Source organism: Salinispora fenicalii (assembly GCF_000514815.1).
Lineage (GTDB): Bacteria > Actinomycetota > Actinomycetes > Mycobacteriales > Micromonosporaceae > Micromonospora > Micromonospora fenicalii.
On record NZ_AZWQ01000015.1, the window covers coordinates 168,484 to 194,195 of the forward strand.

General features: G+C 69.7%; 20 protein-coding genes. 10 read left to right on the plus strand and 10 right to left on the minus strand.

What is annotated here, in order from left to right:
• Positions 1 to 6: 6 nt before the first annotated feature.
• From B116_RS0105305 to B116_RS0105335, 7 genes are all read right to left on the minus strand, one after another.
• Complete coding sequence (locus B116_RS0105305) at positions 7 to 1,122, minus strand: acetate/propionate family kinase (RefSeq protein WP_018720461.1); 1,116 nt, start codon at positions 1,120 to 1,122, stop codon at positions 7 to 9.
• Positions 1,119 to 3,194 carry a phosphate acetyltransferase gene (gene pta, locus B116_RS0105310; RefSeq protein WP_027659404.1) on the minus strand — a complete coding sequence of 692 codons (2,076 nt, stop codon included), beginning with the start codon at positions 3,192 to 3,194 and terminating at the stop codon, positions 1,119 to 1,121. The genes B116_RS0105305 and pta overlap by 4 nt, the downstream gene beginning before the upstream one ends.
• A 118-nt stretch (positions 3,195 to 3,312) precedes the next feature.
• Entirely contained in the window at positions 3,313 to 3,507 is a 195-nt protein-coding gene (locus tag B116_RS0105315; protein ID WP_018720459.1) for a DUF6104 family protein, read from the minus strand.
• 63 nt (positions 3,508 to 3,570) lie between these two features.
• Positions 3,571 to 7,302: a multifunctional oxoglutarate decarboxylase/oxoglutarate dehydrogenase thiamine pyrophosphate-binding subunit/dihydrolipoyllysine-residue succinyltransferase subunit gene (locus B116_RS0105320; protein ID WP_027659405.1), complete on the minus strand. Its 3,732-nt coding sequence runs from the start codon at positions 7,300 to 7,302 to the stop codon at positions 3,571 to 3,573.
• A gap of 264 nt (positions 7,303 to 7,566) precedes the next feature.
• Positions 7,567 to 8,391: an ABC transporter permease subunit gene (locus B116_RS0105325; protein WP_027659406.1), complete on the minus strand. Its 825-nt coding sequence runs from the start codon at positions 8,389 to 8,391 to the stop codon at positions 7,567 to 7,569.
• A complete protein-coding gene (locus B116_RS0105330) occupies positions 8,388 to 9,323 on the minus strand; it encodes an ABC transporter ATP-binding protein (RefSeq protein ID WP_027659407.1) in 936 nt (311 codons plus the stop codon). The genes B116_RS0105325 and B116_RS0105330 overlap by 4 nt, the downstream gene beginning before the upstream one ends.
• A gap of 104 nt (positions 9,324 to 9,427) precedes the next feature.
• Positions 9,428 to 10,126, minus strand: coding sequence for a hypothetical protein (locus B116_RS0105335; RefSeq protein WP_027659408.1), 699 nt, complete (start codon positions 10,124 to 10,126; stop codon positions 9,428 to 9,430).
• A 158-nt stretch (positions 10,127 to 10,284) separates the two neighbouring features.
• Here B116_RS0105335 and B116_RS0105340 point away from each other — a divergent pair, with 158 nt between their 5' ends.
• The 9 genes from B116_RS0105340 (at position 10,285) to B116_RS0105380 (ending at position 20,333) form a co-directional block, all read left to right on the plus strand.
• Positions 10,285 to 10,986 (plus strand): response regulator transcription factor, encoded by a 702-nt coding sequence (locus B116_RS0105340; RefSeq protein ID WP_018252238.1) that lies wholly within the window; start codon positions 10,285 to 10,287, stop codon positions 10,984 to 10,986.
• Positions 10,983 to 12,551, plus strand: a complete 1,569-nt coding sequence (locus B116_RS0105345; protein ID WP_018720454.1) for a sensor histidine kinase — start codon at positions 10,983 to 10,985, stop codon at positions 12,549 to 12,551. The genes B116_RS0105340 and B116_RS0105345 overlap by 4 nt, the downstream gene beginning before the upstream one ends.
• A 61-nt stretch (positions 12,552 to 12,612) precedes the next feature.
• Positions 12,613 to 14,211, plus strand: a complete 1,599-nt coding sequence (locus tag B116_RS0105350) for a S1C family serine protease (protein WP_027659409.1) — start codon at positions 12,613 to 12,615, stop codon at positions 14,209 to 14,211.
• 304 nt (positions 14,212 to 14,515) lie between these two features.
• Positions 14,516 to 15,622: a glycosyltransferase family 4 protein gene (locus tag B116_RS0105355; RefSeq protein WP_027659410.1), complete on the plus strand. Its 1,107-nt coding sequence runs from the start codon at positions 14,516 to 14,518 to the stop codon at positions 15,620 to 15,622.
• Positions 15,623 to 15,704: 82 nt separating this feature from the next.
• Positions 15,705 to 16,535 (plus strand): patatin-like phospholipase family protein, encoded by an 831-nt coding sequence (locus tag B116_RS0105360; RefSeq protein ID WP_018720451.1) that lies wholly within the window; start codon positions 15,705 to 15,707, stop codon positions 16,533 to 16,535.
• The gene (locus tag B116_RS0105365) at positions 16,535 to 17,551 is read left to right on the plus strand and encodes a 1-acyl-sn-glycerol-3-phosphate acyltransferase (RefSeq protein WP_027659411.1); all 1,017 of its coding nucleotides are present in this window, start codon (positions 16,535 to 16,537) and stop codon (positions 17,549 to 17,551) included. The genes B116_RS0105360 and B116_RS0105365 overlap by 1 nt, the downstream gene beginning before the upstream one ends.
• A gap of 9 nt (positions 17,552 to 17,560) precedes the next feature.
• Complete coding sequence (gene cutA / locus B116_RS0105370; RefSeq protein ID WP_018720449.1) at positions 17,561 to 17,878, plus strand: divalent-cation tolerance protein CutA; 318 nt, start codon at positions 17,561 to 17,563, stop codon at positions 17,876 to 17,878.
• Between the two features lie 129 nt (positions 17,879 to 18,007).
• Positions 18,008 to 19,051, plus strand: a complete 1,044-nt coding sequence (locus B116_RS0105375; protein ID WP_027659412.1) for a fatty acid desaturase family protein — start codon at positions 18,008 to 18,010, stop codon at positions 19,049 to 19,051.
• Positions 19,052 to 19,181: 130 nt separating this feature from the next.
• Positions 19,182 to 20,333 (plus strand): FHA domain-containing protein, encoded by a 1,152-nt coding sequence (locus tag B116_RS0105380; RefSeq protein ID WP_027659413.1) that lies wholly within the window; start codon positions 19,182 to 19,184, stop codon positions 20,331 to 20,333.
• A 51-nt stretch (positions 20,334 to 20,384) separates the two neighbouring features.
• Here the strand turns inward: B116_RS0105380 and rocD are convergent, their stop codons facing one another.
• The 3 genes from rocD to B116_RS0105395 form a co-directional block, all read right to left on the minus strand.
• Positions 20,385 to 21,599, minus strand: coding sequence for an ornithine--oxo-acid transaminase (rocD, locus tag B116_RS0105385; protein ID WP_018720446.1), 1,215 nt, complete (start codon positions 21,597 to 21,599; stop codon positions 20,385 to 20,387).
• The gene (gene ddaH, locus B116_RS0105390) at positions 21,600 to 22,409 is read right to left on the minus strand and encodes a dimethylargininase (protein ID WP_027659414.1); all 810 of its coding nucleotides are present in this window, start codon (positions 22,407 to 22,409) and stop codon (positions 21,600 to 21,602) included. It lies immediately after the preceding gene.
• A 256-nt stretch (positions 22,410 to 22,665) separates the two neighbouring features.
• Entirely contained in the window at positions 22,666 to 24,036 is a 1,371-nt protein-coding gene (locus tag B116_RS0105395) for an FAD-dependent oxidoreductase (RefSeq protein WP_027659415.1), read from the minus strand.
• A gap of 139 nt (positions 24,037 to 24,175) precedes the next feature.
• Between B116_RS0105395 and B116_RS0105400 the strand changes: the two genes are divergently transcribed.
• On the plus strand, positions 24,176 to 25,615 hold the full coding sequence (locus tag B116_RS0105400) for a carbohydrate-binding protein (protein WP_026321390.1): 1,440 nt from the start codon (positions 24,176 to 24,178) through the stop codon (positions 25,613 to 25,615).
• Positions 25,616 to 25,712: the final 97 nt, after the last annotated feature.

Sequence of the window (25,712 nt, forward strand, 5' to 3'; positions counted from 1 at the left end):
GCGACGTCAGCGCCGGCCCGCCACCTCCCGGGCGGCGCGGGCGATCTCCCGCTCTTCGTCGGTACCGATGACGCAGACCGCCACCTCGCCCCCGTCCGGCGAAATGACCCGGTCACCACTGCCGGCGTTGCGCTCCGGATCGACCGTGATACCGAGTCGCTCCAGTCCGGCCAAGGCCGCCGCACGGACCGGGGCGGCGTGCTCGCCGACGCCGGCGGTGAAGGTCACCGCGTCCACCCGGCCGAGCAGCGCGTAGTACGCCCCCACATAGCTGGTGATCCGGCGGCAGTAGACGTCGAAGGCGAGGACAGCGGCCTGGTCGCCGTCCGCCCGGCGGGCAAGCACCTCGCGCATGTCATTGGCGCCGGTGAGCCCGTACAGGCCGCTGCGATGGTTGAGCAGGTCGTCGATGTCGTCGACGCCCAGCCCGCCCTCCCGCCGCAGGTGAAAGATCACTGTTGGGTCCAGGTCGCCGCTCCGGGTGCCCATGACCAACCCCTCGAGCGGGGACATCCCCATTGAAGTGGCCACGCTTCGCCCACCAGCGACGGCGGCGGCGCTCGCGCCGTTGCCCAGGTGCAGGGTGATGGTGTTGGTCTCGGCGTACGGACGACCCAGCAACTCCGCCGTGCGCCGGGAGACGTACGCGTGGGAGGTGCCGTGGAAGCCGTACCGCCGAATGCCGTACCGGTCGGCCGTCGCCCGGTCGATCGCGTAGGTGGCGGCGGACTCGGGCATCGTGGTGTGGAAGGCGGTGTCGAAGACGGCGACCTGGGGGACACCGGGCAGCGTCGCCCGGGCGACCTCGATGCCGGCCAAGTTTGCGGGGTTGTGTAACGGGGCGAGGGGCACCAGCTCCCGGATCGCGGTGAGCACCGCGTCGTCGATCAGGACCGGCTGGCCGAAGCGGCGTCCACCATGCACCACCCGGTGCCCGATGGCGGTGAGCCCGGTCAGGTCGAGCTCGGCGAGGATCCCCCGGATGGCGGTGCTGTGGTCGGCCGGTCCGCCCCCGGGTTCACCGATCCGCTCGACGGCGCCCCGGTTGAGGACATCGTCGCCGTCGTAGAGCCGCCACTTGACCGACGATGACCCGCAGTTGAGTACCAGTACCCGGCTCATTTGCCTGCCTCTCCGGCCTGGATCGCGGTGATCGCCACTGTGTTGACGATGTCCGGAACGGTCGCACCCCGGGAAAGGTCGTTCACTGGCCGGCGTAGCCCCTGCATGACCGGCCCGACCGCCACCGCTCGGGCAGACCGCTGCACCGCCTTGTACGTGTTGTTGCCCGTGTTGAGATCCGGGAAGACGAAGACCGTCGCCCGCCCGGCGACCGTACTGCCGGGCAGCTTCGTCGCCGCCACCGTCGGGTCGATCGCCGCGTCGTACTGGATCGGCCCCTCGACCAGTAGATCCGGTCGGCGCTCCCGAACCTGTCGAGTGGCCTCCGCGACCTTCTCCACATCGGCGCCGGCGCCCGAGCTACCGGTCGAGTACGACAGCATCGCCACCCGTGGCTCGATGCCGAACCGGACGGCGGTGTCGGCAGATGAGATCGCGATGTCGGCGAGCTGGGCGGCGTTCGGGTCGGGGTTGACCGCGCAGTCGCCGTAGACGAGTACCCGGTCGGCGAGCAGCATGAAGAAGACGCTGGAGGCGATGGAGACGTCGGGCAGGTTGCGGATGATCTCGAAGGCGGGACGGATGGTGGCCGCGGTGGTGTGGGTGGCACCGGAGACCATGCCGTCGGCGTACCCGGCCCACACCATCATCGTGCCGAAGTAGTTCGGCTGGGGCACGATGTCGTGGGCGAGGTCCGGGGTAACGCCCCGGTGGGCGCGGAGCCGCGCGTACCCGTCGGCGAACTCGTCGCGCCACTCGCTGGTGAACGGATCGATCACCCGTGCGCCGGCGATGTCGACGCCCAACTCCCGGGTCCGTCGGGCGATATCGTCGGGCCGGCCGAGCAGGGTCAGTTCGGCTACATCCCGGCGTAGCAGGATCTCGGCTGCCCGCAGGATTCGCTCCTCGTTCCCCTCCGGCAGCACCACATGCCGGCGCTGTGCCCGGGCCCGGTCGATCAGGTCGTACTCGAACATCAGCGGGGTGACCCGCTGCGAACGGGTGACCCGTAGTCGGCGGGACAGGTCGTCGGTGTCCACGCAGCGCTCAAAGGCACCCAGCGCGGCCTCCACCTTGCGCGGGTTGCCGGCGTTGAGTCGGCCCTCGATTCGGTTGCAGGCGGCGACCGTGTCGTAGCTGTCGCTAGGCACGGAGAGCACGGCGAGGCCCGGCCGTAGCCGCTCGACCAGCTGCATTGTGCGTGGGTCCGGCGTTTCGCCGAGGGTGAGGACCAGCCCGGAGAGCGCGACCTGTCCCGCGACGTGCGCGGCGTTGGTGGCGACCAGGAGATCGTCCCGATCCCCTGGCATGATCACCAGGGCGCCTTCGGTCAGGTGGTCGAGCAGCGTGGGCACGTGGGCCGCCCCGACGACATAGTCGAGTACGTCGCGGCTGAGCGCGGCGTTGTCCCCACCGACCTGGGTGGCGCCGAGCGCCGTCGCCACCTCAGCGACGGTCGGCGCCGACACACTGGGCACCTCGGGGATCAGGTACGCGGGCACCGGCAGTTCGGGCAGGGTGAGCGGACCGGTCACCCGGTTCGCGACGACCGCCAGCACCGTCGCGCCGAGGTCCGCCAGGTCGTGGTACGCCCCCCGGGCTGCCGCGGCGATGGTGGAGGTCTCCTGCTCGTACCCGTCCACCACGGGGACCACGACGCTGCCGAACTCGGTCGCGAGCCGGGCGTTGAAGGCCAGTTCCCGGGGCCCGGCGCCCTCGCCGCCATCGGCGAAGTCGCTGCCCACCACGACCACCGCCGGGAACTGCCGCTCGATCGCGCGATATCGCTCGACGATGCGGGAGACGAGCTGTTCCCGCCGACCTTCGGCGACCATCCCGGTGGCCTCGGTGTAGGTGGTGCCGGTGAGGTCCTCGATCGGCAGTTCGACCCGGTAGCGTTCGCTGAGCAGAGCGAGGATCGGGTCCGGTTGGTCGCCACGGACCAACGGCCGGAAGATACCGATTCGGCCAACCTGCCGGGACAACAGCTCCGCCAGTCCCAGGGCGACGGTGGACTTGCCGCCGCCGGAACTCACGCTGGTCAGATACACACTCCGCGCCACGAGATCCACTCTAGGAGCTCGCCGGGCTGTCCGCCTGGGTCCTTCGGCCTGGTCATCCGGCCCGGGGGCCGGGGTGTTCGCTGCGCGCAACTCCCCGGGAGCTCGCTGCTCCCGGGGAGTCCTGGCCCTACTCGTCGTCCTCGTCGTCCAGCCGAGCCAGGTAGGTGGCGAAGCGCTCGATCGGGGTCTCGAATTCGGGGTTCTGGTCGACGAAGTCGCGTAGGCGCTCGGCGAGCCATTCGATGCTGACCTGCTCGTCGCCGCGGCGCTCGGTCAGTTCCTCGATCCCTCGGTCGGTGAAGTACATGTGTTCCTCGGTCACATCGTGGTGGTGGGGGCCGGGACGGTTGTCCGGCCCCCACCACCAGCACGGGTTGGGTGATACCTACGGGCGGGGGAGTGCTGCGTCGAGCAGAGCGGAGAGCTCGACGTCGTGCATCTTGGCCGAGCCGACCGCCGGGGCGGCAGCCGCTGGGCGGGAGATGCGGCGCAGCCGTACCCCGTCCAGGTGCTCCAGCATGTTGAGGGCGACAAACGACCAGGCACCCTGGTTGGCCGGCTCCTCCTGGACCCAGGCGAAGTCCACCGCGTTCGGGTACGCCGCGAGCGCCGTCCGGATCTCCTCGATCGGCATCGGGTAGAGCTGTTCGACCCGGATGATCGCCGTGTCAGTGATACCGCGATCCTGCCGGGCCTGGAACAGGTCGTAGTAGACCTTGCCCGAGCAGAGCAGTACCCGCTTCACCTGCTCCGGGGCGGGGGCGCCACCGTCGGATAGCACCGACTGGAAGGTGCCGTTGGTGAAGTCCTCGACCTGCGAGACGCAGAGCCGGTGCCGCAGCAGGGACTTCGGGGTGAAGACGATGAGGGGCTTGCGCTTCGGCGACATGGCCTGGCGACGTAGCAGGTGGAAGTAGTTCGCCGGGGTGGTCGGGATAGCCACCCGCATGTTGTCCTCGGCGCAGAGCTGGAGGAACCGTTCCGGGCGGCCGGAAGTGTGGTCCGGCCCCTGGCCCTCGTGGCCGTGCGGCAGCAGCAGCGTGACCGCGGAGCGTTGACCCCACTTCACTTCGCCGGAGGAGATGAACTCGTCGATCACCGACTGGGCGCCGTTGACGAAGTCACCGAACTGGGCTTCCCAGCAGACCAGCGCGTTGACGTTCTCCACCGAGTAGCCGTACTCGAAGCCCATCGCCGCGTACTCGGACAGCAGCGAGTCGTGCACGAAGAACCGGGACCGCTCGCCGCCGGCGGTTAGTGACTCCAGGGGCAGGTGGTCGTCGCCGGTCTCGGCGTCGACGACGGAGGCGTGCCGCTGCACGAACGTGCCGCGGCGCGAGTCCTGACCGGCGAGCCGGATGGTGACCCCGTCGTGCAGCAGCGCGCCGAAGGCGATGATCTCGCCGAAACCCCAGTCGATGTTGCCCTCGTTGGCCATCTTGGCCCGCCGGTCGAGCAGCTGCTGGATTCGCTTGTGCGGGGTGAAGGCCTCCGGCAGGTTGAGGTGCGCCTCGCCGATCGCCCGGATGACATCGGCGTCAGTGGCGGTCTCCACCGATGGCTCGGGCTCGTCCTCCCGCTTCGGGCGGCTGAGCTGACGGGGCGCGGTGGCGGCGTCTCGGGTGGCCTTGAAGACCCGCTCCAGCTGCGCCTGGTAGTCGCGCAGCAGCTCCTCCGCGTCCTCCACGGTGATGTCGCCGCGCCCGATCAGCTCCTCGGTGTAGAGCTTGCGCACCGATCGCTTTGAGTCGATGATCCGGTACATCTCCGGGTTCGACATCGACGGGTCGTCGCCCTCGTTGTGCCCGCGGCGCCGGTAGCAGACCAGGTCGATGACGACATCCTTGTTGAACGTCTGCCGGTACTCGAAGGCCAGCTGCGCGACGCGCACCACGGCCTCCGGGTCATCGCCGTTGACGTGGAAGATCGGCGCCTGGATCATCCGGGCCACGTCGGTACTGTAGAGGCTGGAGCGGCTGTACTCCGGTGCGGTGGTGAAGCCGACCTGGTTGTTGACCACCACGTGCACCGTGCCGCCGGTGCGGTAGCCGCGTAGCTGGGACAGGTTCAGCGTCTCGGCGACGACCCCCTGGCCGGCGAAGGCCGCGTCCCCGTGCACCGCCAGCGGCAGCACGGTGTAGCCCTCCAGCTTGAGGTCGATCCGGTCCTGCTTGGCCCGGACGATGCCCTCCAGCACCGGGTCAACGGCCTCCAGGTGTGACGGGTTCGCCACCACCGAGACCTTGACCGAGTGTTCGCCGTCCGGGGTGGTGAACTTGCCGTTCTGCCCGAGGTGGTACTTCACATCGCCGGAGCCCTGCGTGGAGCGCGGGTCCAGGTGCCCCTCGAACTCGGAGAAGATCTTCTCGTACGGCTTGCCGACGATGTTGGCCAGCACGTTCAGCCGGCCCCGGTGTGCCATGCCGATGACGACCTCGTCCAGCCCACCTTCGGCGGAGGCCTCCAACACCTCACCGAGCAGCGGGATCAGCGACTCGCCCCCCTCCAGCGAGAAGCGCTTCTGGCCGACGTACTTGGTCTGCAGGAAGGTCTCGAAGGCCTCCGCGGCGTTCAGCCGGTTGAGGACGTGCTTCTGCTCGTTGACCGCCGGCTTCTCGTACTTGCGCTCGACCCGCTGCTGGATCCAGCGCCGCTCCTCCGGGTCCTGGATGTGCATGTACTCGATGCCGACCCGGCGGCAGTAGGTGTCCCGGAGCACGCCGAGGACATCGCGCAACTTCATCCGCTGTCGGTTGGCGAAACCGTTCACCGGGAACTGGCGGTCCAGGTCCCACAGGGTGAGCCCGTGCTGGAGGACGTCCAGATCCGGGTGCTTGCGGATCTTGAATTCCAGCGGGTCGGTGTCGGCCATCAGGTGGCCCCGCACCCGGTAGGCGTGGATCAGCTCGTGGACCCGGGCAGTTTTGTTGATCTGACCTTCGCCGTCGATCGCGACGTCGCGCATCCAGCGCACCGGCTCGTACGGGATCCGGAGCGAGGTGAAGATCTGGTCGTAGAAGCCGTGCTCGCCGAGGAGTACCTCATGCATCACCTTGAGGAACTCGCCGGACTGCGCGCCCTGGATGATCCGGTGGTCGTAGGTGCTGGTCAGCGTGATGACCTTACTGACCGCCAATTCGGCGAGGGTGGCTTCGCTCATGCCCTGGTACGGCGCCGGGTACTCCATCGCGCCAACGCCGATGATCGCGCTCTGGCCGGTCATGAGCCGTGGCATCGAGTGCACGGTGCCGATGCCGCCGGGGTTGGTCAGCGAGATGGTGGTGCCGCCGTAGTCCTCCATGGTCAGCTCGTTCTTCCGAGCCCGCCGGACCACGTCCTCGTAGGCCTGCCAGAACTGTCGGAAGTCCAGCTGCTCGCAGGCCTTGATGGAGGGCACCACCAGGTTGCGGCTGCCGTCCGGCTTGACCAGGTCGATCGCGATTCCGAGGTTGACGTGCTCGGGGCGGACCAGCGTCGGCTTGCCATCCGTGACGGCGAAGGAGTTGTTCATCTCCGGGTGCATCGCCAGTGCACGGACCAGCGCGTACCCGACCAGGTGGGTGAAGCTGACCTTCCCGCCGCGGCCCCGGGCGAGGTGGTTGTTGATCACGATGCGGTTGTCCACCAGCAGCTTGGCCGGTACGGCCCGCACACTGGTCGCGGTCGGCACGCTCAACGAGGCGTCCATGTTCTGGACGATCTTGGCAGCGACTCCGCGTAGCGGTGCGGTCTGTGGGCCGGATGAGGTCGGCGTGGCGGCCGGCTTCGAGGGGGCCGGTTTAGTGGCCGGCTTCGCGGCCGCCGGCTTCGCGTCCGCCGGCTTGGCGGCGGGCTTGCTGGGGGCGGCCTTGGTCGACACGGATTTGCGCTCCGGGGTGGCAGCGGGCGGGGCAGCAGCGGGTTCGGGCTGGCCGTCGGGCTCCGGTTTCGCGGCCGGCTCGCCATCCCGCGTGTCTCCCGGGCCCGGTGTGGGCCGGTAGTCGGCGAAAAAGTCGTGCCAGGCCGGGTCGACGCTGGTGGGGTCGGTGAGGTACCGCTGGTACATCTCTTCGACGATCCACTCGTTTGGGCCGAAACCCGCCAGTGGGTTCTCCTGCGAGGTCTGCTGGGTCGACACGGCCGGTAATCGCCTCTTTCACGCAAGTTTGTGGGTTATGCCGAACGCCGGGAGCTCCCGGACACACGAGTCAGGTTCCAGGCTACGCCGTACTAAACCGTTAGGAGTTTCCGACTCGGCTCCGTGGGGCGTTTCACAGAAAACGCCAGAGGTTCGCCGGTTGCTGTGCCTCCCGTCAGCTCCTGGTTACCCGGCCCGGATCTGTTGGCCGCGGACGGGCGTACCTGCCCGAAGAGCAGGTACGCCGCCCACCTGATGGATCCGTCAGGAGATGTCCCGCCGACGCATGATGAGGATGCCGATCAGCCCGGAGATCAGCCCGTACCCGATGAGTACGGCGGCGCCGGCCCAGCGCGGCGGCTCCCCTGGAATGTCGACACCGGTGATCATGAGTGAGGAGGCCAGCGACGGCACCAGCAGTTGCAGGTTGTTGATCCAGTCGCCGAACCGGCTCGCCGCGATGGCGAGCACGGTCAGCGCCCCGATCGTGCCCCCCAGGTACAGCAGAATTCCGGTGACAGTGGCGCCGATTTGGCTACGGATAAGCGTCCCCAGACCAACCCCGAAGAACACCCAGAGCAGGTAGGCCAGCCCGTTGAGGGCAACGGCCTCCCAGACGGCGCTGCCCCACTGGGCGCCCACCCCGACCTGCTCCAGGATCGCCATCCCGGCGAGCAGGTTCGCCCCGGTCGTTCCGAGCCAGAAAATCAGCGCCAGGCAGGCGGTCGCGGCGAGCTTGGCCAGGACGACCGCGCTGCGCCGCGGAGTGGTCAGGAAGGTGGTGGTCACGGTCTGGTGGAAGAACTCACCGGTTACCACGACGATGCCGAGCAGCATCACCATCAGCAGGCCGAAGAACTGGCCGTTGGTGTAGAGGTTGGCCGCCAGCGCATCCGGCTGGGACACCGCCCCCACCGCCTCGGCCTGCTCCGCCGACACATCGCCGAACCGGTCCTGGGCGAGCAGGTCGGTCTGCCCCCAGTTGATGAGCAACGTGATGCCCCACAGTGGCAGGTAGATCAGAGCCATGATCCACCACATACTGGTCGTACGGATCTTGAACAGCTCGGCGCGGATCAGGTTGCTCATCGGATGCCTGCCTTTCCGGCCGTCAGCTCCAGGAAGACGCCCTCCAGGTCGGGGCGTTCGGTGGCGAGCTCGTGCAGCTCCACGCCGGCGGCCAGGGCCGCCCGGCCGACCGTCGCCCCGTCCACGCCGCCGACCAACAGCGCTCCCTGGTCGTCCACCTCCACCGTCGCCGACGCCTTCTCCAGCGCGGTGCGCAGCGTCTCGGCCTGTGGGGTGCGCACCCGGACCCGGGCGGTCTGCGCCATCGAGCCGATGACCTGATCCACCGGCCCCTGCCGGACCAACTGCCCCGCGGCGATGATGACGACATCGTCCGCGAGAAGCTGCATCTCCGACAGCAGATGGCTGGAGACCAGCACCGTGCGCCCCTCGGCGGCCAGACTCTTCAGGAAGCCGCGCATCCACCGAATGCCCTCCGGGTCAAGCCCGTTGGCCGGCTCATCCAGAATCAGCACCCGCGGGTCGCCGAGCATCGCCGCGGCGATGCCCAGGCGCTGCTTCATGCCCAGCGAGTAGCCCTTGAACTTGCGCCGGGCTGCTGGCGCCAGACCGACCTGGGCAAGCACCTCGTCGGCCCGGGAGCGGGGCAGCCCGGCAGCCGTGCAGATCATCCGCAGGTGGTTGATGCCGGTGCGCCCCTTGTGCGCGCTGGAGGCCTCCAGCACTGCGCCGACGTGCCGTAGCGGGGCGGTCAGGTCGGCGTACCGTCGCCCGCCGATGGTCGCCTGGCCAGCTGTCGGGGTGACCAGGCTCAGCAGCATGCGTAGCGTGGTGGTCTTGCCGGCGCCGTTCGGGCCCAGGAACCCGGTGACCCGACCCGGCTCCACCCGGAAGGAGAGGTTGTTGACCGCACGAACGTTGCCGTAGATCTTTGTCAGCCCGGAGACCCGGATCTCACCGGTGGCATCGGGGCTCGACCGTCCGTCCGTCATTCTTCTCCCAAGGTTTGTATGTCGGGATCACCATCGCCAGCTTTGGCCGGGCGGTGCAAGCCCACCAGCGGTCCGGGCGTTCTGCCCGGACCAATGCCGGTCGGCTACCCGGCGATCCAGGTGGCGCGCGCGTAGCCGAGGAGGTTGCCGTCCGGGTCGAACAAGCTGCTGTGCACCTCGGCCTTGCGGCCCTGGGTGCGGGTCAGCACCCCGGTCACCACGCACTCGTCATTGGGGCGCGGTGTGGCCAGTACCACCGTGGACATCCGACCCAGCAGGTATGGCCGGCCCGGGGCGATCACCGACCAGCCCCCGGGGCAGTCCAGCGCCGCCCAGGTGGTGACCACGTCCGCTCCCGCTGGAACCCGGAACGGGGCGGCGGTGCGCCCGGCGGAGAGCGGACCAGGGAAGATCCGTAGCCCGTCGGTGTGCTCCGGGCCGCACACGTAGCAGCTGGGAAACGGGTGGTTGACCAGCCCAGGGTAGCCGGCTGCGGCAGCCCGGGCGGTCGCCAGGTCCACCGGCTCCGCCACCGGGTCGAAGGCGGCGACCGTCGCGATCTCGGCGACGAGGTGGCCGGCGGGGTCGCGGACCTCGCCCGCGTCGAGGGTCAACGGCGTCTCCAGCGGTGGCGGCCGGCGCAGGGTCACCTCGACCGGCTCCGCGTGGGGTCGAGGGCGGTCGGGGGAGTGACTGCCGGGCGAGGATAGCCGGGTGCCCTGAGCCGCCACCGCGAACGTACCCGCGCTCCACCCGCCGTTCCCCGAGCCCGGCGGGCCGTTGTACCGCGAGCCGATGATCATGCTGTCCACCTCCGGTCGGCGCCGGCCCGGTCGCCGGTCCGCCTGGCAGCCTCCCATGGGCATGCCGCAGCCGCCCAGGGGTGGCCCGAGCCTCCGTTCACAGAGTCTTTTCAGGAATCACCCAGCCACATCGCAGCCGGGACGCGGATGATGGCCGCATGGCGGCTACCCAGACCGAGGCCCGACTGCTCGTCGTCGAGGACGACCCGAATATTCTCGAGTTGCTCTCCGCGAGCCTGCGCTTCGCTGGTTTCGACGTGGCGACCGCGACCAGCGGTAGCGCCGCGCTGAGCGCGGCGAAGACACACCGCCCCGATCTGGTCGTGTTGGACATCATGCTGCCGGACCTGGACGGGTTTGAGGTCATCCGGTTGCTGCGCGAGGGGGGCACCCGCACTCCGGTCGTCTTCCTGACCGCGCGGGACGCCACCGACGACAAGATCCGCGGTCTGACCCTGGGCGGCGACGACTACGTGACCAAGCCATTTAGCCTGGAGGAGTTGACCGCTCGGATCCGGGCGGTGCTGCGCCGTAGTGCCAGCGGTGAGCAGGCCCCGGCCCGGCTCACCTTTGCCGACCTCGAACTCGACGAGGAGGCCCACGAGGTGCACCGGGCGGGGCAGCGGGTGCAGCTCTCCCCGACGGAGTTCAAGCTGCTGCGGTACCTGATGCTGAACGCCAACCGGGTGCTCTCCAAGGCGCAGATCCTCGATCACGTCTGGAACTACGACTTCCGGGGCGACGACAACATCGTCGAGTCGTACATCTCGTATCTTCGGCGCAAGGTCGACAACACCCAGCCCCGGTTGATCCACACCCTCCGCGGGGTCGGGTACGTGCTCCGCAAGCCGGCAGCGTGAACGCCGTTTCACAGGCGAAGGCCGGGCTGCGCAGGATTCCGCTCCGGGTCAAGCTGATCGCCGCGGTCCTCACCCTGGTGGCGGTCGCGCTCCTGGTGATCAGCACGTTGACCACCGTTTTCCTCCGGAGCTACCTGATCAACCAGGTGGACGAGGGGTTGAAGGTCACGACCGGAAACGTCGAATCTCGGTACCAGGCCGGCGAGTTCAACGCGTCGGATCGGCTGACTGTCTTTCCGACGGACTATCTGATCGTCGTGACGAGCGCCAGAACCGGGCTGATCAACGGCGTGGGGTACGACGAAGACCGGTTCGAGAGTCGGGACCTGCCCGCGGTGCCGGCGGACGCCGCGGGGTTTAAACGCCTGGCCGGTGAGCCGTTCACTGTCCGCGCGGAGGGCAACGATGTGCACTGGCGAATGCTCTACACGGAGCTGCCGACCGGAGAGTGGCTGGCCGTCGGGCAGCACCTGACCGAGGTGGATCAGGCCGTCAAGCGGCTGGTCTGGATCGACCTGATGGTGGGCACGTCGGTGTTGCTTCTGCTCGCCTCGATCGGCGCGGGCATCGTCCGCGCCAGCCTGAAGCCCCTCGACGAGATCGAGCAGACCGCTGCCGCGATCGCCGGTGGCGACCTGACCCGCCGGGTGCCGGACCCGGAGGCGGGTAGTCCCCAGCCGACGTCGGAGTTGGGGCGGCTGTCCCGGGCGCTCAATATGATGCTCACCCAGATTGAGGCGGCCTTCGCCGCCCGCGCCGCCTCGGAGACCGCCGCCCGCGCCGCCGAAGCCACCGCGCGGGACGCCGCGGCGCACGCGCAGGCGTCCGAGTCCCGCGCTCGGCGTTCCGAGGAGCGGATGCGGCAGTTCGTCGCGGACGCCTCGCACGAGCTGCGGACGCCACTGACCACCATTCGGGGCTTCGCCGAGCTGTACCGGCAGGGCGCTGCGCGGGATCCCGAGCAGACCGGCGACCTGCTGCGTCGGATCGAGGACGAGGCGGCCCGGATGGGGCTGCTGGTGGAGGATCTGCTGCTGCTCGCCCGGCTGGACCGGGAGCGTCCGCTGTCGCCGGCCCCGGTGGAGCTGCCGGTGCTGGCCGCCGACGCGGTGGCGGCAGCCCGGGCGGTGGCGCCGGACCGGCGGATCGAACTGGACATTGTCGCGGGCTCCGGGCCGCTGGTGGTGTACGGCGACGACGCTCGTCTGCGGCAGGTGATCGGCAACCTGATGACCAATGCCCTGACGCACACCCCACCGGGGGCGTCGGTGACGCTACGGCTGAGTTCCGAGCCGGGTCAGCTGGCGGTGGTGGAGGTCGCCGACACTGGGCCGGGGCTCTCCGGTGAGCAGGCCGAGCGGGTGTTCGAGCGCTTCTACCGAGTGGACGCGGCCCGGACCCGCCGGGCCGGTGGTAACACCGGGACCGGGCTGGGCCTGGCGATCGTCGCCGCCCTGGTCGCCGCCCACCAGGGCACGGTCGAGGTGGCACAGACTCCGGGCGGAGGCGCGACGTTTCGGGTCCGGCTGCCCCTGGCGCCGGCACCGACCGGTGACGAGGTGTAATTTCAGCCAATCCACAGCTGGGCTTCAGGCTGATCGAAGTGGTAGGGGAGAAGGTGGTTCCATGACCGACTACGAGTCCGACCCGCAGCGTCGGCAGACCCCCGGGGACGCCGAGCCGTCGCATCCCACTGCCGACCTGTCCCGCCTCGAGCGCACCCAGTCCGACTCCTCGGCCGCTACCCCCGGCGCGGACAGTAGCGCCGCGCTCCCCGACGTCCCGGCCGACCGAACCGACGTGTTGCCGGCTTCGGCGGGTCCGTTGTTGGTTGATCCGACTGAGGTGTTGCCGCCCTCGGTTTCGGCGGGTCCGCTGTCGGCTGATCCGACTGAGGTGTTGCCGCCCTCGGCCCCGGACGGCCCGCCGTCGGCCGACCCCGCTGTGCCGTTTGGCCCCCGGCCCGGCGCCACGCCCGTCGCCGGGCCTGCCGGTGGGCACCCCTATCCATCCGGCTACTCGCCACAACACCCCGGTGTTCCCTGGTACGGGCCGCAGTCCACCGCCTGGAGCGGGGGGCAGCCGGGCGGGTACGGAGCCCCGTTCTACCCGGGTCAGCCAGCGCAGCTGGCCGGGCAGCCCACACCACCGTGGGTGGCGCCGCGAACCGGGCCGAACCCGGGCAGCCGGGTGGCGAAGTTCATCGGCGCCGGCGTCGCGGTGCTCGCCCTGATGTTCGGCTCCGGTGTCGCCGGTGGCGCGCTCGCACTCGCCCTGAGCGATGGCTCCGGCGTCACGCGTACCTACTCCGCGGCCCCGATCATTGACAGCGCCGACCTGCCGCGGATCGCCGCCGCGGTGCAGCCCAGCGTGGTGTCGATCGGCACCGACAGTGGCGGGGGCTCGGGCGTGATCCTCACCGCCGACGGATACGTGCTGACCAACAACCACGTGATCGCCACGGCCAGCGGCGGCACCGTGCTGGTGACCTTCGCCGACGGCGAGACGGTGTCGGCGGAGATCACCGGCACCGACCCCAAGACCGACCTGGCGGTGGTGAAGGCCGCTGGGGTCAGCGACCTGACGCCGGCGGAGTTCGGCGACAGCGACGCGATGCAGGTCGGCGATCAGGTTCTCGCCCTCGGTAGTCCACTGGGCCTGCAGGGGTCGGTGACCGCCGGCATCCTGAGCGCGCGGGACCGCACCATCCAGGCCGGCAGTTCGGAGCAGGACCCGACGGTGGGGGTCACCTCGATCTCGGGGCTGTTGCAGACCGACGCGCCGATCAACCCGGGTAACTCCGGTGGGGCGCTGGTCAACACCCGGGGTGAGGTGATCGGGATCAACACCGCGATCGCCACCAGCGGCCAAGGCAGCACCGGCAACATCGGGGTGGGCTTCGCCATCCCGAGTAACAAGGCCGCGGACGTCGCCGAGAAGCTGCAACGGGGTGAGAAGGTCAGCCACCCCACCCTCGGCGTCAGCGTCAGGGCCGCGGAGGGCGGCGGTGCCCTGGTGGACGCGGTCAGCCCCGACAGCGCTGCCGAGCGGGCGGGCTTCCAGCGGGGCGACGTCATCATCCGGTTCGGCGACAAGGTGATCAGCGACTCCAGCGATCTGGTCGCCGTGGTACAGGCCGGCAAGGTGGGCGACCGGGTGGATGTGACATACAAGCGAAACAATGTTGAAGCAACGGCAACCGTGACGCTCGCTGAAGCGTCCTAAGAAGTGATGCCCATCCAGGGCGTCACTGCGATCGGGACTTTCCTCCTCCCTCCTGCGGCGGGTGGTGGAGCCAAGGGGGTTGGCTCCACCACCCGCCGCGTCTTTGGTGATGGTGGTTCACCCTGGGCGGGGTGGACCATCGTCACCTCGGTTCGAGGCATCGTCGGGTGAACCAGGGCCGGCCGGAGTAGCAGTGTGCCCGGCTTGTCCGGTTTAGTCGAGTGGTAACCGGGAATCCGCCCCCGACTGGTAGCCGTGCCGGGGGTGGTCTGGCGGTGCTCACCAGCGGCCGGAGGGGGGACTCGTGGCGCGCAACCGCGGGGACGGCAGCTCAGCCGGGCGGCCACTACGGATCGCGATGGTGGTCCCGCCGTGGCTATCGGTGCCGCCAGCCGGCTACGGCGGCCTGGAGCACGTCGTCGCTGCCCTGGTGGACGGGCTGATCGCCCGAGGGCACCCGGTGACCCTCTTCGGTGCCGGAAAGCAGACCGGGACCGCCGCCCGCTACGTCTCGACCGACGCCGAGCTGCAGTTTCACCGGATGGGTGAGGCCCTGCCCGAACTGGCTCACCTCGTTCAGGTGAATCAGTTCGTCACTCCGGAACACTTCGACGTGGTGCACGACCACACCACGATCGGTCCCCTGTTGGCCGGACGCCGGTCAGTGCCCACCGTCGCGACCGTGCACGGCAACCCGGTCGGGGAGTACGGCACCGTAATCGGGGACATTGACCGAGGTGTCGGTCTGGTGGCCATCTCCCACGCCCAACGGCGGCTCAACCTGCAGCTGCCGTGGGTCGGCACCGTGCACAACGCGCTGGACATCGAAGACATCCCACACAAACTGACACCAGGTCGGGGGCCGGTGCTCTGGCTGGCTCGGTTCAGTCCGGACAAGGGGCCCGATCTCGCCATCCGTGCCTGCCGGGCGGCCGGCCTGCCACTGATCCTCGCCGGCAAGTGCAACGAACCGGCCGAACGTCGCTACTTCGACGAGGTGGTCCGGCCGATGCTGGGCGACGATGTCACCGTCGTCCTCGATGCCGACCGGCGGGACTCGTTCCGCCTGCTCCTCGACGCCCGCTGCCTGGTGCTGCCGATCCAGTGGGAGGAGCCGTTCGGCATCGTCATGCTGGAGGCGATGGCGACCGGAACCCCGGTCGTGGCGCTACGTCGAGGTGCGGTGCCGGAGTTGATCGTGCCGGGCCGTACCGGTCTGATCTGCGAGAGCGCGGACGAGTTGCCGGGGGCGCTGCGGGCGGCGGGCCGACTGGAGCCGGCGGTCTGCGTCGCGCACGTGGAGGAGAACTTCTCCACCCCCCGGCTGGTTGACGGCTACGAGGCGGTGCTGCAGCGGTTCGTCTCGGCGGTGGTCCCCGCCCGAGAACCCGCCCCCATCACGTTCCGCTGAGGCGGTGGCCGGATCAGTCCGCGCGGGGGAGCTGGGTGATGGGCTGGCGGGCGGGCGGCACAGCCATGCCAGGATGGCAGCCATGGCTCGGGGTCCGGTGGCGTTCGTGCTCGGTGGCGGCGGCATCCTCGGTGCGGTCGAGGTCGGTATGTTGCGCGCGCTGTTCCGCGCCGACATCCGGCCCGACCTGGTGTTCGGTACATCGATTGGTGCGGTCAACGGGGTGTTGGTGGCCGCCGATCCGTCCGCTGCGGTCACCGACCGGCTGGTCCGGCTCTGGTCCTCCCCCGAGGCGAGCGAGGTGTACGGCGACTCGGTGGCCCGGCAGCTACGCCGGTTCGCCGCCCGTACCCACCTGCACTCGCCACGGCCGCTGCGCAAACTGTTGGAGCGGGAACTCGGCGCCGACACCACCTTCGCGGACCTGCGGGTGCCCTTCCGCTGCTGCGCGGCGAACATCGAGCGGGCCGCCGAGCATTGGTTTGACACCGGACCGGTGGTGCCGGCCGTCCTCGCCAGCGCCTCCGTGCCGGGTCTTCTTCCCCCGGCCGAGATCGATGGCCAGCACTACATCGACGGGGGCGTGGTCAACTCGATCCCGATCGGCGAGGCGGTGGCGGCTGGAGCCACCCGGATCTTCGTGCTTCAGGTGGGGCGGATCGAACGCGAGCTCAGCCCGCCGCGGCGACCCTGGGAGATTGCCCAGGTCGCGTTCGAGATCGCCCGCCGGCATCGGTTCGCCCGCGAGTTGGCCGCCGTGCCCGACGGGGTCCAGGTGCACGTGCTGCCGACCGGAGGCATTCAGCCTCGGGATGACTCGCCGTGGGCGTACCGGGACATGGCGGCGGTGGGGCGGCGGATTAGTCGGGCCTACACGGCCTCGCGGCACTACCTGGCCCAACTGGATCGCTGATGCGCCTACCACCCCGGTGGCTGCGCCGGCTGCTCCTGGCTCCGGGTGTGGTTGTGTTGGCGGTCATCGTGGTGACGACCGTGCCGGTGTGGGCCCTGCTCGCTCTGGCCGCCTCGCCGTTCGTGCCGGGTCGGCTGCGTCCGCTGCGGCTGCTCTGGATCGGCCTCGTCTATCTGGTGTGGGACGCGGCAGCGCTGATCGCGCTCTTCCTGCTCTGGGTCGCCTCCGGGTTCGGCTGGCGGGTCCGGTCCCCGGCGTTCGAACAGACTCACTACCGGCTCGCTGGCTGGTTTCTGCGGGCGCTGTTCTGGCAGGCCCGGTGGACCCTGCGGCTCTCCATTGAGGTGGCTGGCGCGGATCCGGACACGGCCCTGGCCGGACGGCCGGAGCTGGTGTTGTGTCGGCACGCCGGCCCAGGTGACTCGTTCATCCTGATCCATGCCCTGGTCAACTGGTTCCGTCGGGAGCCGCGGATCGTGCTCAAGCACACCCTGCAGTGGGATCCGGCGATTGACGTGCTGCTCAACCGGCTACCGAACCGCTTTCTCGCGCCCGGACCAGACGGTCGCGCCACATTGACCGCGCAGATCGGGCAGCTCGCCGCCGGCCTGGACGATGACAGTGCCTTCGTGCTCTTTCCCGAGGGCGGCAACTTCACGCCGAAGCGTCGCCTGCGGGCGATCGCTCGGCTGCGGGAACTGGGCCACGAGTTGATGGCGTCGCGGGCCGAACGGATGCGCCACGTGCTCGCCCCGCAGCCGGGCGGGCTGCTGGCTGCGCTGGACGCCGCCCCCGATGCTGGCGTCATCTTTGTCGCCCACACCGGTCTGGACCGGATGCTGACTATTGCCGACGTGTGGCGGGAACTCCCGATGGACAAGCGGATCGTGATGCGTTTCTGGTCTGTGCCCCCGGAGGAGGTGCCGGTCGGTACGCAGGCACGGATCGACTGGCTCTTCGACTGGTGGGGGCGGATGGACGTATGGATCGCCAAGAATCAGAACGGGGTCACGTAGGGTGATCATATGGAGGAGATCTGTGTGGTGACTACGGTGGTGGATGAGCACACGGTCGCCGGGGGGCTCGCGGACGCGGCGGTGGCCAGTCATCTGGCGGCCTGCGCACAGGTGGGCGGCCAGGTGGAGAGTACGTACTGGTGGCAACAGCGCGTCGAGACCAATTCCGAATGGTCGGTGCAGTTCAAGACCGCTCCGGACCGGGTCGGCGCGTTGGTCGAGCAGATCCAGGCCAACCACCCGTACGACGTACCGGAGATTCTGGTGAACCGGGTGGAGAGCAACTCCGACTACGCCGCCTGGATCCACGAGCAGACCCATCCGTAACCCGTCCCGGTAGGGCGTACCCCACCTTCAGTCGGGGGCGTACCGGCTTACTCAGCGCAACCGTCCTCGGAAGACTCGGTGTCGATGGTCGAGCTGACCGGCGCGACCTAGCTGAGGAGGGGGTGGGCGATGATGCGGCAGCTGGTGGCGGATCCGCCAGTACGGGGCAGTGACTACGCCGAGTTGTCCCGGCGGATTAGGGCGGCGGGGCTGCTGGAGCGCCGGCCCGGCTGGTACGCGGTTCGGATCGCGTCAACCACCGCGTTCTTCGGCGCGGTCTGGGCGCTGGTCGTCCTCGTCGGCGACTCCTGGGGGCAGGCGGTGGTCGCGGCACTGATGGCGGTGGCCAGCACCCAGGTGGCCTTCCTCGGCCACGACGCCGGGCACCGGCAGATGTTCCGGCGGCGGGGGCCCAGCGAACTGGTCGGTCTGCTCGCCGGGAACCTGGCGGTCGGGCTCAGCTACGGCTGGTGGGTGGAGAAGCACAACCGGCACCACGCCAACCCCAACCACGCCGACGAGGATCCGGACGTGGGGGCGGGCGCGTTGGTCTGGTCGGTGGAGCAGGCCCGGGCGACCCGGGGGTTCGCTCGGTGGCTGGCACGCCGGCAGGCGTTCCTCTTCTTCCCGATGCTGCTGTTGGAAGGGCTGAACCTGCATCTGTCGAGCCTGCGAGCCATCGTTAGTCGGGGGCCGGATGGACGGTTCCAGACGCCGATGCGGCACCGGGGTGCCGAGGCGGTCCTGCTCGCCGCGCACACCGTCCTTTACGTTGGCGGCCTGCTGCTGGTGATGTCACCGGGGAAGGCGTTGGTCTTCGCGGTGGTGCACCAGGGGCTGTGGGGGCTGTACATGGGGTGTTCGTTCGCTCCGAATCACAAGGGCATGCCGATGCCGACCGCCGTTGACCAGCTGGACTTCCTGCGGAAGCAGGTGATCACTTCACGTAACGTGCGAGGCGGTTGGTTTGTCGATGTCGCGTTGGGTGGGTTGAACCAACAGATCGAGCATCACCTGTTCCCGAGCATGCCCCGCGGCAACCTGCGCCGGGCGCGACCGATCGTCCGGGCCTTCTGCGCGCAGCGGGGCGTCTCGTACGTCGAGGTGGGACTGGTGGAGTCGTACCGGCAGGCGCTCGTGCATCTGCATGCGGTTGGCCGCCCATTACGTTGAGTGAGCAACGAGTCTCGATGGCGAGGTGGCGTCGATACCGCTGGTCAGCTTCGGGCTGGCGGTGCCGGTAGGGTCGGCTCATGGCAGACGCGCTCACCGGGCGGAGGGTGACCTTCGTGGGGGAGGTCCGATGAGATTCGAGATCAGTAAGGTGCTGGACGCCATTGAGGGTCGGGTATCCACCGATCCCTGGCTGACCCGCGCGGTGCTCGACCTGGCCGAGGTGATCCGATACCAGGATATTGACGGCGGCCGGCCGGCCAGTCTGCTCCGCCTCGGGATGGTGATCGACGCCCTGGCGCGTCACCTGGAGGAGGACAGCGTCCCGGTCTACGCGGTGGTACACCGGGGCGTGCTCTCCGACGCCGACCTGACGTCGAACGAGCGGATGGTGGTGCGGCGCTGGGCCGACGACGGCCTGGTGGAGGTGCTCGACAATCCCGGTGGTCGGATGCTGGAGGTCGCCGACCTGCTCGGGCTTCCGGTGCTGAGCCGGGCCCGGTTCGACGGGTTGCGGGGACGCTACCCCTGGGTGGCCGACCAGCCCGGCAGGGTGGTCGCCCCGGTACCCGCGCAGAGCGGGCCGGCCTTCGTCGCGCACGTCGGTGGTGGGGGCGCTCCCGCCGCCGGGGACCGGTCCGTGGCTGGTAACAAGCTGTTGGCACGGCACTGGCGGTGCCCAGAGTCCCCGTGCGCGCTCTTCGGTCAGGGCGGTGGGGGCGGGGCTTTCGCCGACCTGGCCGCGGTCAGCGATCGCAGCCCGGTGACGCAGCCGCCGCCCAGTCTGCGCGGCGGAGCGCCGACCTGCCCTCGGCACGGCGCTCGGCTCAGCGACGCGGGTCCGCGTCCTCGGTCGGCGGTGTTGGCGGTCCGGATCGGTGGCCTGATTCGGCGTCGGTTCGTGCTCACCGACTCCGAACCCGTGCTGGTCGGACGTGCCCCGGAGGCTGACGACGGGATCGTCCTCGGCCAGTGGCTCAACGACGAGGCCCGCCGGTGGATCAGCCGCAGTCACCTGCGACTGGAGTTGCGCGTCGGCGAGATCATCGTCACCGACGTGAGCACCAACGGCTCGGGGATCCGGCCGAACGGGTCGATGGTTGAGGCGGAGCGTGTCCCGCTGGCACCGCAGCAGTCTCGGGTGCTGGCCGAGGGGTACATGGTGGAGTTGTACCCGGGCGTGCAGGTCGGGCGCCCGGACGAACTGCCGGCTGGCGCGCCGTACACCCCGGCCTCGGTGATGGCCGAGGCGCCGACGATGGCGATGCGCCTGCCACGCTGACCCCGGCAGCGTGCCGGGCTTCCGGCCCGGCACGCTGCGGCAGTACGAGGGCTATTCGGCGAGGATTGCAGCGAGCTGAGCCACCGCGTAGTCGGTCTCTTCCTCGGTGATAACCAGGGGTGGGGCTAGGCGGATGGTGGAGCCGTGGGTGTCCTTGGCGAGGACACCGCGGCGCATCAGCCGTTCGCTCGCCTCCCGCCCGGTCATCAGGTCCGGGTCGATGTCCAGGCCGGCCCAGAGCCCGCGGCCCCGGACCGCGAGCAGGCCCTTGCCGACCAGTGCCTGGAGCCCGGTGTGCAATCGGGCGCCGAGCTCGGCGGAGCGGCGCTGGAACTCGCCGGTGGCCAGCAGCCGGACGACCTCGGTGGCCACCGCGGCGGCGAGGGGGTTCCCGCCGAAGGTGGAGCCGTGCTGGCCCGGCTGGAGCACGCCGAGCACGCCGGCATCCGCCGCGACCGCCGAGACCGGCACGATGCCGCCGCCGAGCGCCTTGCCGAGCAGGTACATGTCCGGCACGACACCTTCGTGTTCGCAGGCGAACGTGGTGCCGGTGCGGCCGAGGCCGGACTGGATCTCGTCGGCGAGGAGGAGCACGTTCCGGTCGGTGCAGACCCGCCGTACGTCCGGCAGGTAGCCGGCCGGCGGCACGATGACCCCCTGCTCGCCCTGGATTGGTTCGAGTAGCACCGCGACGGTGTTCTCGTCGATGGCGGCGGTCAGCGCTGTCAGGTCGCCGTAGGCGACGAGGCGGAAGCCCGGCGTGTATGGCCCGAAGTCGGCGCGGGCATCTTCGTCGGTGGAGAAGCTGACGATGGTGGTGGTGCGACCGTGGAAGTTGCCCTTGGCCACCACAATGTTCGCCTGCTCCGCCGCGACCCCCTTGACCCGGTAGCCCCATTTGCGGGCCACCTTGATGCCGGTCTCGACGGCCTCGGCCCCGGTGTTCATCGGCAGCACCAGCTCCTTGCCGCAGAGCTGGGATAGTTCCCGACAGAAGTCGGCGAACTGGTCGTGGATGAAGGCGCGGCTGGTCAGGGTGAGCCGGTCCAGTTGGGCGTGGGCGGCCTCGACCAGCTTCGGGTGGCGGTGCCCGAAGTTGAGCGCCGAGTAGCCGGCCAGGCAGTCCAGGTAGCGGCGGCCGTCCACGTCGGTCACCCAGGCGCCCTCACCCGAGGAGATGACCACCGGTAGCGGATGGTAGTTGTGCGCAGTCCATCGTTGCGCGTCGCGCACGGCTGTGGGCGTCCGCACCTCGTCCTTGATCATCTACTCGCCTCCCTGTCGGAGTCGCAACGTGCAGCACTTCGGGCCACCGCCGGCCTTACGCAGCTCGGACAGGTCGACCCCGATCGTCTGGTAGCCCCGCTCCCGCAGCTTCGCCGCCAAGCCGGTGGCCTGCACCGGCAGTACGACGTGCTGGCCGTCGCTGACCGCGTTGAGGCCCAGGACCGTGGCGTCGGCCATGCTGGCGGGTATGGCGTCCGGGAAGAGCCGGCGCAGCACCGCCTGGCTACCGGGGGAGAAGGCCTCGGGGAGGTACGCGATGGTGCGCTCGTCCAGCACGGTCAGCGCGGTGTCCAGGTGGTAGAAGCGGGGGTCCACCAGCTGCATGGTGAGGACTGGGTAGCCGAAGACCTCCTGCAACTGCGCATGGGCGGGGTGTGCGGTCCGGAATCCGGTGCCGGCGAGGAGGTAGCCACCGGCGAGCAGGATGTCGCCTTCTCCCTCGTTGATGTGCTTCGGATCGTGCACCTCGAGGCCGGCGGCTTCGAACCAGGCACGGTAGGCGGGTGCCTCGTCGGCGCGCTGCGGGTCCCGAAACTGTACGGCCATGGCCCGGTCACCGAGGACCGTGCCGCCGTTCGCGGCGAAGACCATGTCGGGTAGGCCCGGCAGCGGAGTGATCTCCTCGACGGTGTGGCCAAGGTCCCGGTAGGTCTGGCGTAGCTGCTCCCACTGCTGGATCGCCAGGTCGACGTCGACCGGTGCGGTCGGATCCATCCACGGATTGATCGCGTAGTCGACGGCGAAGTATGTCGGCCGGCACATGAGGAAGTGCTGGCGGGTGGCGTCCATCGGCATTGTCCTGCTCCCAGGGTTGGGCGCGCCCCGGCCACCGTGGCCCGTGGGCTGGCGCCGTTGCTCCACGGTATGTGGGGCAGGTCAGCAGGATCCACCGTAGGAAGTTGCTTTGGCCGTCGGATCATTGCGTTTGGCAGCTCATTGGCGGCGTTTCATTGCGGGTACGCTCCGGAGGGGCGTCGGCCGCCGCACCGACGTGCAGCGTGGGCGCCCCCGGCTACTCCGGCCCGGAAGGGGAGGTGCCCCCGCGTCACCGTCCGAGGGCGCCGACGGCCTTACGCGCGGCGATCAGCACCGGATCCCAGACCGGGGAGTACGGCGGGGCGTACCCGAGGTCGAGGGCGGTCATGTCATCCACCGTCATGCCGTTCCAGAGCGCCACGGCCAGGGCATCGATTCGCTTCGCCGCCTCTGACCAGCCCACGATCTGTGCGCCGAGGAGCCGCCCGGTAGGCCGTTCGGCGATGAGTTTGACGGTCATCGGGCGGGAGCCGGGAAAGTAGCCGGCTCGGTTGGTGGACTCGGTGATCACCGAGACGAACTCGAAGCCCGCCGCCGCGGCGTCCTGCTCCCGGAGCCCGGTGCGGCCGACCTCCAGATCACAAACCTTGATCACCGCGGTGCCGATCACCCCGGGGAAGGTCGCGTACCCGCCGCCGATGTTGACGCCGGCGACCCGGCCCTGCTTGTTGGCGTGTGTGCCCAGCGGGATGTGGACGGGCATTCCGCTGACCCGGTGCAGGCACTCCACGCAGTCGCCGGCAGCCCACACGTCGTCAACTCCGGGTACCCGCATGCGCCGGTCCACCCGCAGCGCCCCGCTGGGCCCGATCGGCAGCCCGGCGGCCTCGGCGAGCGCAACGTTGGGGCGGACACCGAGGCCGAGTACGACCAGGTCGGCGGGGATCGGCCCGTCGGAGGTGAGCACCGCGCAGACCCGCCCGTCTCGCTCCTGTAGGCCGGTCACCTCCAGGTCGGTGCGGATCTGCACCCCCACCCCGTGCATGGCGTCGTTGACCAGCTTGGCCATGTCCGGGTCCACCGTCGACATCGGTTGACTGGCCTTCTCGACCAGGGTGACCGCCAGCCCGCGTTGGATCAGCGCCTCGGCCATTTCGACCCCGATGTAGCCTCCACCGACCACGACCGCCTGGCGGGGTCGTGGATCGCTGTCCAGCCAGTCCCGGAGGGCAGCGCCGTCCTCGAGGGTCTGCACGCCAAAGACGCCCTCCACCCCGGTGCGTGCCCAGCCGGGCCGTAGCGGGTGGGCGCCGGTGGCGTAGACCAGGGTGTCGAATCGCTCGCGGACCTCACCGCCGTTGGCCAGGTCCCGGGCGACCACTTCGCGCCGGTCGAGGTCGACCGCGGTGACCTCGTGCCGTAGCCGGACTCTGATGTCGAACCGCTCGCGGAAGGTCGTCGGATCACGGGCGATCAGCTGGTCGCGCTGCGGCACCAGACCGCTGATCCAGTACGGGATGCCGCACGCCGAGTAGGACGTGAACCGGCCCCGCTCGAAGGCAATGATCTCCAGGTCGTCCGGGCCGCGGCGGCGGCGGGCCTGGGACGCCGCCGCCATCCCGGCGGCATCGCCGCCGATGACGATCAACCGTTCTGCCACCAGCTCATCCTGTCACGGATTGACCCGGGCCCGGGTGCGCTGAGCGGAGGTTTGAGAGATCGACATTGACAACTGCGGGGTGGGCACGTACAACTCGGAGAGAGCGCTCTCTCGACCCGTCCCCCAGAGAGGCACGTTCATGCACACCCCACCCGGGGCGCCTGCCGCCCTGCCCGCGAGACGCCGGAAGCGACTGGCGTTGGCGCTGTTCACCGCTCTCACCACCACGGCCCTGGCCGGTGTCGCGGTCACCGCGAATGCCGCCGTGCCAGCGCCGGCTCCTGGCTGGAGTCTGGTCTGGAGCGACGACTTCGACGGCGCGGCCGGCACCTTGCCCTCCTCGGCCAACTGGATCATCGATCTCGGCACCAGCTACCCCGGCGGCCCGCCCAACTGGGGCACCGGCGAGATCCAGACATATACCAACAGCACCGCCAACCTCAGTCACGATGGTGCGGGCAACCTACGAATCACTCCCTTGCGCGACTCAGCCGGCGGGTGGACCTCGGCCCGGATCGAGACCGTACGGACCGACTTCAAGCCACCGGCCGGAGGTGTCCTCGCGATCGAGGGCCGGCTCCAGGTGCCGAATGTGACCGGGGCTCCGGCGGCCGGCTACTGGCCGGCGTTCTGGGCGCTCGGGTCGCCGTACCGGGGTAACTACCAGAACTGGCCGAGCGTCGGCGAGTTTGACGTGATGGAGAACGTCAACGGGATCAACTCGGTCTGGGGCGTGCTGCACTGCGGCTTTGCGCCGGGCGGGCCGTGCGACGAGTTCAACGGCATCGGTGCCTCCCGAACCTGCCCGGGAGCCACCTGTCAGTCGGCGTTCCACACCTACCGGTTCGAGTGGGACGCTTCGGTTAGCCCGCAGGAGCTGCGCTGGTACGTCGACGGCGAGCAGTACCACACGGTGACGCAGACCCGGGTCGGTGAACCGGCCTGGTCGCAGATGACCAGCCACGACGGCTACTTCCTGCTGCTCAACGTGGCGATGGGCGGCGCCTTCCCGAACGGTGTCGCCGGGGGCACCACCCCGACCGCCGCCACGGTGCCGGGGCGGCCGATGCTCGTCGACTACGTCGCGGTCTACAGCCGGGGCGCCGGCACCGCCCCGCCGACCACCGCCCCGCCCACCACCGCCCCGCCGACCACCCCACCGCCGGGTGGGGCGCGGGACGCGTACGCGACGATTGAAGCCGAGTCGTTCGACGGTCAGTACGGCGTTCAGGTGGAGGACGCCACCGAGGGCGGGGAGAACATCGGCTATCTGCGCAACGGTGACTGGGCCCGGTACGACAACGTCGAGTTCGGGTCCACCGGACCCCGGGACTTCGTCGCTCGGGTCGCCTCCGGTGCCGGTAATGGGGTGAGCGGGTTGGTCGAGGTGCGCCTGGACAGCCCGACCAGTCCACCGATCGGCAGCTTCGCGATCGGTACCACCGGCGGCTGGCAGAGCTGGCGTTCGGTGCCCGGCAACGTCGCCGGCCCCACCGGTCGCCACACGGTCTACCTGACCTTCACCAGCGGCCAGCCGAACGACTTCGTCAACGTCAACTGGTTCACCTTCCGCCGCTAGTGGTGCGAGCGGCCCTGGTTGGCTCCCGTCGGCCTCGACCAGGGCCGCTCGCCGGCTCCTCCCCTGGGCGGCCCGACCAGGATCGGCGCGCCCACCG

Bases quoted from the DNA above. Each gene is read 5' to 3' on its own strand.
- B116_RS0105350 (WP_027659409.1), top strand. From the start codon at position 12,613: ATGACCGACTACGAGTCCGACCCGCAGCGTCGGCAGACCCCCGGGGAC.
- B116_RS0105360 (WP_018720451.1), top strand. From the start codon at position 15,705: ATGGCTCGGGGTCCGGTGGCGTTCGTGCTCGGTGGCGGCGGCATCCTC.
- B116_RS0105340 (WP_018252238.1), top strand. From the start codon at position 10,285: ATGGCGGCTACCCAGACCGAGGCCCGACTGCTCGTCGTCGAGGACGAC.
- B116_RS0105380 (WP_027659413.1), top strand. From the start codon at position 19,182: ATGAGATTCGAGATCAGTAAGGTGCTGGACGCCATTGAGGGTCGGGTA.
- B116_RS0105330 (WP_027659407.1), bottom strand. From the start codon at position 9,323: ATGACGGACGGACGGTCGAGCCCCGATGCCACCGGTGAGATCCGGGTC.
- B116_RS0105365 (WP_027659411.1), top strand. From the start codon at position 16,535: ATGCGCCTACCACCCCGGTGGCTGCGCCGGCTGCTCCTGGCTCCGGGT.
- ddaH (WP_027659414.1), bottom strand. From the start codon at position 22,409: ATGGACGCCACCCGCCAGCACTTCCTCATGTGCCGGCCGACATACTTC.
- B116_RS0105325 (WP_027659406.1), bottom strand. From the start codon at position 8,391: ATGAGCAACCTGATCCGCGCCGAGCTGTTCAAGATCCGTACGACCAGT.
- B116_RS0105305 (WP_018720461.1), bottom strand. From the start codon at position 1,122: ATGAGCCGGGTACTGGTACTCAACTGCGGGTCATCGTCGGTCAAGTGG.
- cutA (WP_018720449.1), top strand. From the start codon at position 17,561: ATGGAGGAGATCTGTGTGGTGACTACGGTGGTGGATGAGCACACGGTC.
- B116_RS0105400 (WP_026321390.1), top strand. From the start codon at position 24,176: ATGCACACCCCACCCGGGGCGCCTGCCGCCCTGCCCGCGAGACGCCGG.
- rocD (WP_018720446.1), bottom strand. From the start codon at position 21,599: ATGATCAAGGACGAGGTGCGGACGCCCACAGCCGTGCGCGACGCGCAA.
- B116_RS0105375 (WP_027659412.1), top strand. From the start codon at position 18,008: ATGATGCGGCAGCTGGTGGCGGATCCGCCAGTACGGGGCAGTGACTAC.
- B116_RS0105335 (WP_027659408.1), bottom strand. From the start codon at position 10,126: ATGATCATCGGCTCGCGGTACAACGGCCCGCCGGGCTCGGGGAACGGC.